Raw genomic sequence first — 12,682 nt, forward strand, 5'->3', positions numbered from 1 at the left:
TGCTCGCGGGCGACACCGTAGTCGATGGACGAGGACCGCGAGTTCGCGCTCGAATCGCGACTCACGAACCACGGCTGCTACCTCCGCGAGGTCGCCGTCGACGACGACACCTACCACCTCACCTACCAGTCCGCCGCCGCCGACGCGAACGGCGAGATTCCCCACCAGCAGGTCGGCGACGTCGTCAACGACTTCCGGAAACTGTTCGACCAGCGGGACTGGCCCGTGCGCAGCGTCGAGGCGACGGTCACGGACCTCGACGACGAACCGCTGGGCAGTTGGCGGGCCGAAGAATCGTGGTTCGTCGCGCTCGCGGACGGCGACCTCACCGAAGTCGAGTTCTCCCAGCGCCTCGTCGACAGCCTCGAAACCGTCGGCCCCTAGCCGCCCGCGCGCATCGCCTTCCGGCGGAAGTCCTCGATTATCTCGTCGAAGGCGTCGTCGCCGAACGCCTCGTCGGCCTCGAAGGCGACCGTGACCTCCGTGAGTTCCAGCGACGGCCCGATGGCGACCTTCTCCGCGGACAGCTCCGCGCGCCAGCCGTCGGCTTCGACGGTGTGGTCGTCGACGGCGCTGCCGCCCAGACTCTCCAGATAGTTCCGCGCGAGGCGCACGGAGATACCGCGGAATTCCCGCTCCTCTCTCATCTGTTCCCACCTGCGACCGGCGGGAAGATGCTCAACTGGTCGCCGTCCTCCAGTTCCGTCGCCATGCCGTCGAGGTGGAGCACCTCCCGGCCGCTCTTCAGGACGTTGATGTGCGGGCGGAGGTCGTCGTCCTCCACGAGTTGTCCGTCGAGACCCTCGTACTCGGCTTCGAGTCCGCGCAGCACCTCGCCGACAGTCGTCCCCTCGTCGTACTCGCGCTCGACGACCTTCTGACCGACTGCCTGCCGGAACGTCGCGAAGAAGCGGAGTTCGACGTTCATGCGTTCCCGAACCGGATGCCGTCCTCGACGAGACGCTGGTTGCGCTCGCGGTCCAGCGCCGCGCCGAGTTCCTCGTGGTCGTAAATCTGGGCGACCAGTTCCGCGTAGAGGTTCCGCCACGCGATGGCGTAGATGGGCGACTGGCCCCACGCGCGCAGTTCCGGGACGAACTCGTCGAAGCGCTCCAGTCGCGACTCCAGTCGTTCGACGGCGTCCACGACGTACGACACCGCTTCCTCGTCGGTGTCGGCTGCCTCGATGGCGTCGTTGATGCGGCGCTCCCAGCCAGCGACGGCCTGCTGCATGTCCTTGGCCGTGTCCTCGCTGTCGGCGGGGAGTGTGTCGAGAATCGGTTCCGGAACGCCGAGTGACACCGTTTCCATGCTTCGTCGTGGCGCGTCGACGAGCATAAATCCCCCGCTGGGCCCGACGTCCGCCGGAATCCGGAGTCGGGGACGGCGGTCGGGTGGGGGTGGCAATTGTAACCGGTATCGGTTACGGTCGCGTGGGAATTACTATGCCGCCACGGTCCGTATGTAACGAAAGAGCACTAACTATGACTGACCAAGGTGGGTACAAGGACAAACTCGCTCGCGTCGACCTCAGCGCGGGCGACGTCGAGTACGAGAGTATCGACGAGGCGGACGCCCGCAACTACATCGGCGGGCGCGGCCTCGGCGTGAAGTACGTCTTCGAGAACGGCCCCGACGTCGAGCCGCTCTCCGAGGACAACCTCCTCACGTTCATGACCGGGCCGCTGACGGGCACCCAGACCCCGATGAGCGGCCGCATCGCCGTCGTCACGAAGTCCCCGCTGACGGACACCGTGACCGACTCCCACCACGGCGGGTGGAGCGGCGCGCGCCTCAAGTGGGCGGGCTTCGACGGCCTCCTCTTCGAGGGGAAAGCCGACGACCCCGTCTACGCCGTCGTCGAGGACGGCGAACTCGAACTCCGCGACGCCAGCCACCTCTGGGGCGAGGGAATCCACGCCACCATCGACACCCTCGAAGAGGAAGTTGAGGGCTCGTACGGCAAGAACCTCTCCACAATGGCCATCGGGCCGGGCGGCGAGAACGAGGTGCGCTTCGGCTGCATCATCAACGAGGACGACCGTGCCTCCGGCCGCGGCGGCACCGGCGCCGTCATGGGCTCGAAGAACCTCAAGGCGGTCGTCGTCAAGTCCGGCACCGACATGCCCAAACCCGCCGACCGCGAGACGTTCATGGAGGGCCACAAGGCCGCCATGCAGGCGATTCAGGAGTCCGACGTCACCGCGCCCAACGAGGGCGGCCTCTCCGTCTACGGGACGAACGTCCTGATGAACCTCACCGAGGAGATGGAGGGCCTCCCGACCCGGAACGGCCGGTTCACCTCCACGACCTCCGAGGCGACAGCCGAGCCCGACGAACCGAATATCGACTCCGAGAAGGTCTCCGGGGAGAACGTCGAGGAGAACATCCTCGTCGACGACCCGACGTGTCACTCCTGTCCCGTGGCGTGTAAGAAGGAAGTCGAGGTCGACGTCCACCACAAGGGCGAGGACCTCAACGTCCGCATGGAGTCCTACGAGTACGAGCCCGCGTGGGCGCTCGGCCCGAACTCCATGAACGACGACCGCGACCTCATCGCGGTCATGATGGACCGGTGTAACGACATCGGCATCGACAGCATCGAGACCGGGAACCTCCTCGCGTTCGCGATGGAAGCCACCGAGAAGGGCTACATCGACGACGGCGAGGGCATCGACTGGGGCGACACCGACGCGATGACCGAGATGATCGAGAAGATCGGCGAGCGCGAGACTCACCTCGCGGACACCCTCGCGGACGGGCAGAAGCGCGCCGCCGAGGAACTCGGCGCCCACGACTGCCGCCTCGACGTGAAGGGGCAGGCCATCGCCGCCTACGACCCGCGCGGCCTGAAAGGCATGGGCATCGGGTACGCGACGTCAAACCGCGGCGGCTGCCACCTCCGCGGGTACACGCCCGCCGCCGAGATTCTCGGCGTCCCGGAGAAAGTCGACCCCACCGACTGGGAGGGCAAAGGCGAACTCACCGCGACGTTCCAAGACCTCCACGCCATCTCGGACTCGTTCGACATCTGCAAGTTCAACGCGTTCGCGGAGGGCGTCCAGGAGTACATCGACCAGTACAACGGCATGACCGGCCGCGACGTCGGCGAGGAGGAACTGCTGGAAGCGGGCGAGCGCATCTACAACCTCGAACGCTACTACAACAACCTCGCCGGCTTCGACGGCGACGACGACACGCTCCCGGACCGCTTCGTGAAGGGCGCCGAAGACGCGGTGCCCGCGGGCGGCGGCATCGAGGGCGAACTCTGCGAACTGGACGCGATGAAAGACGAGTACTACCGGGACCGCGGCTGGGTGGACGGCGTCGTGCCCGACGAGAAACTCGACGAACTCGGCATCGACCTCGGCCCCGGCACGGGCGTCTCGTCGAGCGGCGCAGCGTCCGCGGACGACTAGCGCTCCAATCGACGTTCCACGTTCTTTTGCTGTCCGACTTGCCGGCGTAGCGACGCCCGCTCGACAATCGGCAGGGGCCTGGCGGATTGAAAGGGCGAGGCGTCCAGGACGAAGGCCGGCGAAGTAAGCACTGCAGCGAACGGAGTGAGCGAAGGGCGCAGCGAGTGCGAGGCCGACCGAAGGGAGGCCTCGACGTTCTCGAACGGTGAGCGTAGCGAGCCGTGAGAGCCGCCCGAGTCGTGGACGCCGAGGGCTTTCAGGTGTATGAGAAGACAACGAATGCCCGACGTGCTCCGACACCTAGACCCGAAACCCGTTTTTCCGCGCGCGCCCTACGACGCTGCAGTGACTGACATCTCCAAGGAGGCGTTCCACGACGCGCTCGAAGCCGTGGGTCGCCCGGTCGCGACCGCCGCGCAGGTCGCCCGAGAACTGGACTGCACGCAGGCGGAGGCCGCCGACGCGCTCGCGGAACTCGCGGAGACGGGGGACGTGGAGCGCGCGGACGTGGAGAACGACCCCGTGGTGTGGTATCCTCGGGACTGGCTGGAACTCACGGACCGCGAGCGCGTCGTGCCGTTTCCGGACCGCCGGGAGATAGTCGTCGACCAGCCCGAGCAGTTCACGCGCGCCCAGTTGTCGCGGTTCGCGCACCTCGCTGACACCACCCGTACAGGGAGCTACCGGTACGTCGTCCGCGAGGAGGACGTGTGGGCGGCGCCGTTCGAGAGTCTGGACGACTTGCTGGCGGCGATGGACCGCGTGCTCCCGCGGGACTGCCCCGGATTGAAGGACTGGGTCGAAGAGCAGTGGACGCGCGCGACGCGCTTCCGGCTCGTGACGCACGAGGACGGCTACGTCGTCCTCGAAGCGAAGACCGAGAGCCTGCTGGGGAACGTCGCCGACCAGCACCTCGCCGACGACGTGATTCGCGCGCCCATCTCGGACACGGAGGCGTGGGTCGCCGAGAACAAGGTCGCGGAGTTGAAGCGCACGCTCTACGAGGCCGGCTACCCCGTGCAGGACGAGCGCGACCTCGAATCCGGCGAGCCGCTGGACGTCGACCTCCACCTCGAACTCCGGGACTACCAGCAGGACTGGGTGGACCGCTTCGTCGACGCGAGTTCGGGCGTGCTCGTCGGGCCGCCGGGGTCGGGGAAGACGGTCGCCGCGATGGGCGTGCTGGAAGCCGTCGGCGGCGAGACGCTGATTCTGGTGCCGAGCCGCGAACTCGCGGCGCAGTGGCGCGAGGAACTACTCGCACACACCAGCCTCGAACCCGACCAAATCGGAGAGTACCACGGCGGCAGCAAGCAAGTCCGGCCGGTCACTATCGCGACCTACCAGACGGCGGGGATGGACCGCCACCGCCACGTCTTCGACGACCGCGAGTGGGGGCTGGTCGTCTACGACGAAGTCCATCACATCCCAGCGGAGGTGGCGCGCCGGTCGGCGGACCTCCAGAGCAAGCACCGCCTCGGCCTCACCGCGACGCCCGTCCGCGAGGACGACAAAGAGGAGGACATCTACACGCTCGTCGGGCCGCCCATCGGCACCGACTGGGACGCCCTCTTCGACGCGGGCTACGTCGCAGAGCCGACGGTGGAGATCCGGTACGTGCCGTGGCGCGACGAGGACGCCCGCTACGAGTACGCCGCCGAGAGCGGGCACACGCGCCGCCGCCTCGCCGCCGAGAACCCCGCGAAAGACGACGAAGTCCGCCACCTCCTCGACCAGCACGGCGACAAGCAGGCGCTCGTGTTCGTGGACTACCTCGAACAGGGCGAACGGCTCGCCGACGCAATCGACGCGCCGTTCGTCAACGGCGAGACCCGCCACGCCGAACGCGAGGCGCTGTTCGACCGCTTCCGCACGGGCGCGCTGGACACGCTCGTCGTCTCCCGCATCGGCGACGAGGGCATCGACCTGCCGGACGCCGAACTCGCCGTCGTCGCGTCGGGACTCGGTGGGAGTCGACGGCAGGGCGCTCAGCGCGCCGGCCGTACGATGCGGCCGGGTGGCCAGTCGCTGTTGTTCGTGCTGGCGACGCGCGGCACCGAGGAGGAGGACGACGCCCGCAGCAGGATGCGCCACCTCGCCGCGAAGGGCGTTCGCGTCACGGAGTCCGGCAGCGAACAAGCCTGAGTGGGCTGCCCCAACCACGGTCGTTAAGCCGCCGGCAGGCGCACTGCCGACGATGACCGAGTTCCCGTTCGCGACCACCGTCGATGTGCGCTACCAGGACCACGACACGCTCGGACACGTCAACAACGCCGTCTACGTGACGTACATGGAGGAAGCCCGCGTGGCGTACCTCTCGGAGTACGCCGGCCTCGCGATGGACGACATCTCGATGGTTGTCGCGCACCTCGACGTGGACTTCCGGCGGACCGTCGAGTACGCCGACAGCGTGGAGGTCGCTATCGGCGTCACGGACGTCGGCGGGTCGAGTTTCACGATGGCCTACGAGGTCCGCGACGGCGATACGGTGGCCGTCGAGGGCGAGTCGGTGCAGGTCACTCTCAACCCCGAAACCGGGGAGAGCCAGCCGGTCCCGGACGAGTGGCGGGAGTCCTTCGAACCCGTGGACGGCTGACTACGCCGGCCCGGTCTCGGGGAACGCGCGCAGTCGGTCGAGAATCGTGTCGACGAGGTCCGTGTCGAACGCCCAGAAGCCGTGGAATTGGCCGTCCTCGCGCTCCTCCGCGAGAAGCGCGCGCTTGTCCTCGTCGCGGTCGGCGTCCAAGACGACGAACCACGTGTCCGTGATTTCGTCGTCCTCGTAGGCGTGAATCGCGTGGGCGTCGGTCGGCACGTCCCAGTTCGGCCGCCCGTAGATGTGCGTCTCCACGCCCGCGGCCGCGAGCCGTTCGTAGAGGCGGTACTGCGGCCGCAGGTTCGACAGCCGCTGGAAGCCCGCGTGCAGCGTCCCGCCGAGCTGGTGGGCGCTGGACTCGATTTCGCGGGACGCGACCACCATCCGGTCGCGGCCGTAGTCCGTGAATATCGACTGGTCGATGTGGCGGAACAACTCCGGGTACTCGATCTCCTCCGGGGCGGAGACGTCGATGAGCGGTGAGTCCGGTCGAACCACTCGGTACAACGACTGCAGCGACGACGACGCGAGGAACTTGCTGTCGTCGTGGAGCACGACAAAATTCCGCGGGATGCCGTCGTCGGTGGCGGCGCGCCGCAGGTTCACCGACTGCACGTCGAAGTACGACTGGATGTCCGAGAGCACGCCGCGGGGCACGTCGACGTTGTACAGCGTCAGCGTGAGCGCGCGCTCGTCGACGCCGTCGATGATGTCCGGCAACGGGGGTGCGTCGTCAGCCATCACTACGTACAGGTGTCGTGTCGCGCGCACCCTATAAATCCGCGTGGCGGGGACACCCGCCGAGAACTACTCGCGGCGTGCGAGCAGCGCTGCACCGAGCGCGGCGACGACGGCCGCGCCGAGGCCGAATCCGGGCGAGGTGCCGCCGGATTCGCCGCCAGTCGTCGCTGCGGTCGTCTCAGCCGCGGTCGTCGCGGGCGCCGTGGTCGTCGCCGCCGTCGTCTGCTGGATGACGTTCGCGTCGACCTCCGCGTTCACCACGGAGGACTCGAAGTACGGTCGATCGGTGCCGTCGACGCTGTACTGGCCGTACACTTCGACGTCGCCGGACGCCGCCAGCGACTGCAGGTCGCTGTCCGCGAACGTGACCGTGACCGTCCCGTCCGCGACGGACGCGCCGGACGCGTTCACGCGCTCGTTCGCCGCGTTCAGCGCGTAGAAGCTCTCGCTGTCGACGGACGTGGCGTTCTCGGCGGTCGGCTTCTCGAAGGACACCGAGGCGTCGCCCTCGCCGTCGAGTTCGACGCTGCCCGCGTCGGTCTCGTAGTCGATGCGGCGAATGCGGTTCTCACCGTCGGGCGAGACGGTTCCCTGCTCGTCCACGTAGTTGTAGACGACCTCGCCGTACATCGTGTAGTCGACGTTCGTGCGGGTCGCGTTCGCGAGCGGGGAGCCGTCCCAGCCCGCCATGTAGGAGTTCACCGTGACCGTGTACGTCTCGTCCTGTTCGAGGGGCTCGCCGTTCACGTACGCGGACCGAATCTGGTCGTCCGTTCGCTCGTGGCCGAGCCACTCGTAGGTGACGCCGCTCACCTGGAGTTGGGCCTCGGCGTCGTACTGCTGGCCGGTCTCGCTCTCGGCGGTGACGACCTGACTCTGGAGCACCTGCTCCAGTTGCGCGCCGGTCAACTCCATCGTCACGAGGTGGTTGTTGAACGGCAGCACGCTGAACACGTCGCCAGCGGTGAGGTTCCCGGGGCCGTACTGGCCGTTCGAGCGGATGCCGCCCGCGTTCGTGATGGCGACGTCCGCGCCGGACTTCCAGCGGAACGCGTCAGTGATGAGATTCCCGAAGTTCGTCTCGTCGTGGTAGTTCGAGGAGAACCGCGCGTCCAGTTGCACCTCGGTCTCACCGGCGACCCGCGAGAGCTGTTCGCCGCGGGCTTCCTCGATGATCTGCGAGACGTTCTCGTCGTGGGTGACGTTCTCCGTCGTCGGAATCAGGCGGCCGTTCCAGTCGGTTACCTCGCCGTCCTGCACGGTGAGGTTGAGTTCGCCGAGGTACGCCGCGCGCCCCGCGGCCTCGCTGATGACGACGCCGTCAGTCTCCTGTGGCGGGTACTTGATTTCGTCGTCACCGACCAACACCACGTCGACGTTGTCGGTGCTGTTCGCGAACTCCTCGGCGACGGGGACGCCGAAGTGTCCGAGCGCCACGACCACGTCGGCGTTCTCCTCCTGTTTCAGTTCCGTCGCGTGCTCCGAGCCGACCTCGGCGTAGTCCTGAAGCTCGTAGCCCTGTTTGGCGAAGTCCACCGCCGTCTTGGACTTGATTTTCTGGTCGACGAGGCCAACAACGCCGACGCGGACGCCGTTCTTCTCGACGACCGTGTACGGCTCGGTGCCGGGGACCGGCTCGCCAGTCTCGGCGTCGACAACGTTCGCGAGCAGCCACGGGAACTCCGAGGCGTCCGAGAAGTTCCCGACGGCCTCGAAGCCGTAGTCGAGGTCGTGGTTCCCGATGACCTCCGCGGCCGGGTCGAGTTCGTTCAGCACGTCGACGGGCGTGCGCCACTTGGAGATGGGCGACAGGGAGTTGGGGCTCACCTGGTCGCCAGCGCCGAGCAGCACCGTCGGGTTGTCGTGGGCGGCGCGACGCTGCTCGACGAGCGTCGCGAGTTGCGGCACCGTGCCGTTCTGTGCAATCGCCGTCTGGATGTCGTTGTACGACAGAATCGTGACCGTGGTGCCGTTGTCCTGGGTCGCGTTCGCTTCGGCGTCGACGCTCCCGACTGCGGGCGCGTCGACTGCCGGCGACGAAGCGTCCGCCGGGGCCGCTGCGGCCGGCGCGGCCGCCGCTGCCACCAGCAGGACACAGACCACGAGCGCGGAGTGTACGCTTCGCATGCACGTCAGCCATCCGAAACCACCCACAAAAAATTACTCGTTCGTGGTCAAATCACGCGAAGGCGCTCGGAATCTAGGGAGAACTATGCACGTCTATGGATGTCAGGTGGTTCTGCCCGTCGTCGTGACCGCGATGCCCGCGAGCACGACGACGCCGCCCACGACAGTGAACGCGCCCGGCACCTGTCCGAAGACAGCGAGCGCGAGCAGCGTGCTCCCGACCGGCTCACCCAGCAGGGAGACGCTGACGACGCTCGATTCGACGTACTTCAGCGCCCAGTTGACGACCGTGTGACCGAGCAGTCCTGGGCCGACTGCCATCCCAATGAACAGCACCCACTCGTGGGCCGGGTACGCCACGAGCGGCAGTCCGAGCGCGACCGCGACGGCGAACAACACGACCGTACAGACGCCGTAGACGGCGAACACGTACGGCGCCAGCGAGAGTCGCTGACGCACCGACCGCCCAGCGAGCACGTACCCGGCGCCGGCGACTGCACCGACGACCGCGAGCGCGTTCCCCAGTCCCGGGGCCGCACCGACCGCTGTGCCACCGAGGAAGTCACCCGCCGACAGCAGCACGGACCCCGCGATGGCGACGAGGATGCCGCCGGCGACGCGCGCGCCGACGCGCTCGTCCAACAGCAGCCACGCACCCACCGCGACGAACGCCGGTTGCGTCTGCACGAGCGTCGTCGACGCTGCGATGCTCGTGAACTCGATGGACGCGAACCACGACGCGAAGTGGACCGCCAACAGTACGCCCGCTGCGCTCACGACCAGCCAGTCCGCACCGGGGATGTCAGCGAACTCGCGGCGGCGTCGGAACGCGAACGGCGCGACGAACGCGGTCGTGAACAACACCCGATAGCCCGCCTTCAAGACGCGCGGCGCGTCGCTGAGCTCCACGAGGATAGCGCTTGTGCTCACCGCAGCGACAGCGACCGCGACGGCGGCCATCGGCGGTACGACGGGGTCGTCGGCGCTCACGGCTGCACGTTGCCGGCCGCGCGAAAAGGAATTACGCTCGCGGTCCGCCGCGAGTCGCGCCCGCAGCGCGGACTCGCCGAGAGTGCTACGACCCGTCGAGGATGTCGCGAGTACGCCGATGACGGTACCAGAACATCGGCGCGAGTCCGAACACCGCGAGTTCGTCGCCGACGCCGCCGACCGGCGCGCTGTACTCGACGTGGTCGCGAATCAGCGTCTCGTCGCCGTCCGCGTAGAACAGGTGCGTGTGCTCCCACTCCGGGAACGGCCCCTCCTCCATCACGTCCACGAAGTACGCGGTGTCCTCGTCCTCCTCGCGGGCGGTGATGTGCGAGACCCACGTCTGCCGCGGCCCGACGCCGAACGGCCGCACGGACGCGTGAATCCGCGTTCCCGCCGTCAAGACGTGCGTCTCGGGTCCGTCACCCGGATGCTCGATTTCCTCCACGCGGAGGTTCATCCAACCCGGCGTCAACGACCGCAGTCCGTCGATGGTGGAGTGGAACGCCCACACGTCGGCAAGCGGCGCGCGAACCCGCAACTCCCGCTCGAAGGTCGCCATACACGCTATTGGCGGGGCGCCGGCAAAACTCCAGCGGCGGTCACGTCGACTGCGGTTACTTGAGTCGCTCCTGCAGGAACGAGGGGTGGGCGGCGGTGACGCCGTCGATACCGAGAATCTCGTCGCTGATGACGTCGCCGAGCGCGTCGCCGTCGGCGGCCCGGACTTCAGCCATCAGCATGTGGTCGCCGCTGGACGTGTACAGCGCGTGGACCGCGTCCAACGCCTTCAGGTCACGCGTCGCCTCCACGTACCGCTCGGAGGCCACGTCGATGCCCACGAGCGCGATGGACTGCCCCGAGAGCTTCTTCGGGTCGACGTCCGCCGAGTAGCCGACGATGACGCCTTCGTCTTCGAGTTTGTCGATGTACTTCCGGACCGTCGGCTTCGAGACGTCCGCGCGAGCGGCGATGTCGGCGTACGACGCCTGCGCGTCCTCCTCGAGCGCGGCGAGAATTCGGTCTTCCGTCGATTCGGTACTCACACCCCACGGTTTGGTGGCTGTGAAAAAATATCTTCCGAATGAGAAAGTCGCGTCGGGGCCGCGAGAAGCGTCGTGGTCGCTCGCCGAAGCCGGCGGCTACTCGGACGTGTGGCGCGTGAAAGAAAATCGAGACCGATCCACAGGGGAACGCTACCTGATTCAAAGAGAGAGTTCCCGGCGTTTGGGGCGGGCGTAAATCCGATACTCCTTCACAATCTACGTTCGATGATTATTCTGGAGTATCTTCTCTGACTTTCTTCTCGCCTTCGAGGAGCAACCCTTTCCAGGTCAACCCACGGTGCTTTTTTAGTTCCTTTAGCCGTTCATACTGTTCCTCGTCATCGAACTCGATTCGGACTTCGACCATATAGTAACACACAAGCCACACATTTATGTGCATTCCGATATAACCAGTAGTCGATGAAGCGGACCAACACGTTCGATGTGATTCCCCAGTCCGATGAGGACGAGGAGTTGCTTCGACACCTGTTGGACGCTTCTGCCGCTCTCTGGAACGAAATCAACTACGAACGCCGCGAACACTACGCTGACCCAGACGGCGACGTGTGGGACATCAGCGAGTACCGTGGGCGCTATGGCGGGACGGTCGGTGCTTCGACAGTTCAACAAATCGAACGTAAGAACCGCGAAGCATGGAAGTCGTTCTTCGCGCTCAAGGAGAAGGGCGAAGCTAACGGCAAGCCCGGATTCTGGGGGAACTCGGAAGACGGACGCGAACTCCGGGCGTACATTCGCAACACGTCGTACTCCGTCGAATGGGGCGAATACTCCCGGCTCGAAATTCTCGTCGGCCAAGACCTGAAAGACGAGTACGGACTTGGATACCACGAACGCCTCCGGCTCGAAGTTCGAGGCGACCCGAACTGGAAGGAGTACGAAAAGCAGGGCCGGTTAGAGTTGTTCTACGACGAGCAAGCACAAACGTTCAGGGCCTTTCAGCCAGTCACCGTCGATGATTCTCGACTGGCACACCCACTGGCTTCGGAAGAAGCCGCTCTGGACATCGGTGCGAACAACCTCGTCGCCTGCACAACCACAACCGGCACCCAACTCTTGTACGAAGGACGCGACCTGTTTGAGCGGTTCCGCGCAACGACGCGAGAAATCGCGCGACTCCAATCGCTCTTGGAGGAAGGTCGGTACAGTAGTCACCGTATCCGCCGCCTGTACGACCGACGTACCAAGCGGCGTGACCACGCCCAAGATGCGCTCGCCCGTGACCTCATCGAACGGCTGTACGACGAAGGCGTTTCGACAGTGTACGTCGGGGCGTTGACGGACGTACTTGAAACGCACTGGTCGGTGGAGACGAACGCGAAAACGCACAACTTCTGGGCGTTCCGAGCGTTCGTGAACCGGCTGGCGTGTACCGCCGAAGAATACGGCATCTCAGTGGAAGTACGGTCTGAGGCGTGGACGAGTCAGGAGTGTCCGAACTGTGGTTCGACAGAAGATACGACGCGCCACCGCGACACGCTGACGTGCCCGTGTGGATTCGAGGGTCACGCTGACCTCGTGGCGTCAGAGACGTTCTTGAGACGGCAGACAACGGTAACACGGTCGATGGCACGACCTGTATGCCTCAAGTGGGACGACCATCACTGGTCAGAGTCGCCACGCTCAGTTCCCAACGAGGAACATACGAACCCGCAAGTTGCCTCCGTGGGCCGGTAAGCGATACCCCCAGCGCGAGGAAACCCCGGCGTCGTCGGGCTTGCCCGACTGCTTGAGGGACTTCGTCC

General features: G+C 66.3%; 14 protein-coding genes. 5 read left to right on the forward strand and 9 right to left on the reverse strand.

All coding sequences use genetic code 11. From position 1 onward, the window contains the following. Positions 1 to 24 precede the first annotated feature (24 nt). Positions 25 to 384 (forward strand): hypothetical protein, encoded by a 360-nt coding sequence (locus AVZ66_RS08400; RefSeq protein WP_058983630.1) that lies wholly within the window; start codon positions 25 to 27, stop codon positions 382 to 384. On the opposite strand, the gene AVZ66_RS08405 is transcribed toward AVZ66_RS08400, so the two are convergent. From AVZ66_RS08405 to AVZ66_RS08415, 3 genes are read right to left on the reverse strand one after another with little or no spacing between them, the layout of a single operon-like run. Further along, complete coding sequence (locus AVZ66_RS08405) at positions 381 to 647, reverse strand: hypothetical protein (protein ID WP_058983631.1); 267 nt, start codon at positions 645 to 647, stop codon at positions 381 to 383. The genes AVZ66_RS08400 and AVZ66_RS08405 overlap by 4 nt on opposite strands. Further along, on the reverse strand, positions 644 to 928 hold the full coding sequence (locus tag AVZ66_RS08410; protein ID WP_058983633.1) for a ubiquitin-like small modifier protein 1: 285 nt from the start codon (positions 926 to 928) through the stop codon (positions 644 to 646). The genes AVZ66_RS08405 and AVZ66_RS08410 overlap by 4 nt, the downstream gene beginning before the upstream one ends. Further along, positions 925 to 1,311: a hypothetical protein gene (locus tag AVZ66_RS08415; protein ID WP_058983635.1), complete on the reverse strand. Its 387-nt coding sequence runs from the start codon at positions 1,309 to 1,311 to the stop codon at positions 925 to 927. The genes AVZ66_RS08410 and AVZ66_RS08415 overlap by 4 nt, the downstream gene beginning before the upstream one ends. Positions 1,312 to 1,484: 173 nt before the next feature. Between AVZ66_RS08415 and AVZ66_RS08420 the strand changes: the two genes are divergently transcribed. The 3 genes from AVZ66_RS08420 to AVZ66_RS08430 all read left to right on the forward strand — a co-directional run bounded on the left by AVZ66_RS08420 (position 1,485) and on the right by AVZ66_RS08430 (position 6,015). Next, positions 1,485 to 3,419: an aldehyde ferredoxin oxidoreductase family protein gene (locus AVZ66_RS08420; RefSeq protein WP_058983637.1), complete on the forward strand. Its 1,935-nt coding sequence runs from the start codon at positions 1,485 to 1,487 to the stop codon at positions 3,417 to 3,419. Positions 3,420 to 3,764: 345 nt separating this feature from the next. Next, positions 3,765 to 5,564: a DEAD/DEAH box helicase gene (locus AVZ66_RS08425; RefSeq protein WP_058983639.1), complete on the forward strand. Its 1,800-nt coding sequence runs from the start codon at positions 3,765 to 3,767 to the stop codon at positions 5,562 to 5,564. Positions 5,565 to 5,616: 52 nt separating this feature from the next. Next, entirely contained in the window at positions 5,617 to 6,015 is a 399-nt protein-coding gene (locus AVZ66_RS08430; protein ID WP_058983641.1) for a thioesterase family protein, read from the forward strand. Here the strand turns inward: AVZ66_RS08430 and AVZ66_RS08435 are convergent, their stop codons facing one another. From AVZ66_RS08435 to AVZ66_RS16605, 6 genes are all read right to left on the reverse strand, one after another. Then, positions 6,016 to 6,756 (reverse strand): DICT sensory domain-containing protein, encoded by a 741-nt coding sequence (locus AVZ66_RS08435; protein WP_058983642.1) that lies wholly within the window; start codon positions 6,754 to 6,756, stop codon positions 6,016 to 6,018. It abuts the gene before it with no gap. A gap of 66 nt (positions 6,757 to 6,822) precedes the next feature. After that, a complete protein-coding gene (locus AVZ66_RS08440) occupies positions 6,823 to 8,883 on the reverse strand; it encodes a bifunctional UDP-sugar hydrolase/5'-nucleotidase (RefSeq protein WP_058983643.1) in 2,061 nt (686 codons plus the stop codon). A gap of 102 nt (positions 8,884 to 8,985) precedes the next feature. Continuing rightward, positions 8,986 to 9,843 carry a DMT family transporter gene (locus tag AVZ66_RS08445; RefSeq protein ID WP_058984687.1) on the reverse strand — a complete coding sequence of 286 codons (858 nt, stop codon included), beginning with the start codon at positions 9,841 to 9,843 and terminating at the stop codon, positions 8,986 to 8,988. 115 nt (positions 9,844 to 9,958) lie between these two features. Further along, positions 9,959 to 10,435: an SRPBCC family protein gene (locus AVZ66_RS08450; protein WP_058983644.1), complete on the reverse strand. Its 477-nt coding sequence runs from the start codon at positions 10,433 to 10,435 to the stop codon at positions 9,959 to 9,961. 55 nt (positions 10,436 to 10,490) lie between these two features. Further along, a complete protein-coding gene (lrpA1, locus tag AVZ66_RS08455) occupies positions 10,491 to 10,919 on the reverse strand; it encodes an HTH-type transcriptional regulator LrpA1 (protein ID WP_058983645.1) in 429 nt (142 codons plus the stop codon). Positions 10,920 to 11,148: 229 nt separating this feature from the next. Further along, the gene (locus tag AVZ66_RS16605) at positions 11,149 to 11,286 is read right to left on the reverse strand and encodes a hypothetical protein (RefSeq protein WP_197407743.1); all 138 of its coding nucleotides are present in this window, start codon (positions 11,284 to 11,286) and stop codon (positions 11,149 to 11,151) included. A gap of 53 nt (positions 11,287 to 11,339) precedes the next feature. On the opposite strand from AVZ66_RS16605, the gene AVZ66_RS08460 reads away from it, so the two are divergent. After that, a complete protein-coding gene (locus AVZ66_RS08460; protein WP_058983646.1) occupies positions 11,340 to 12,614 on the forward strand; it encodes an IS200/IS605 family transposase in 1,275 nt (424 codons plus the stop codon). The last annotated feature ends 68 nt before the right edge of the window (positions 12,615 to 12,682 follow it).

Origin of the sequence: Halobacterium sp. CBA1132, from assembly GCF_001485535.1 — an archaeon.
Taxonomy (GTDB): Archaea; Halobacteriota; Halobacteria; order Halobacteriales; family Halobacteriaceae; genus Halobacterium.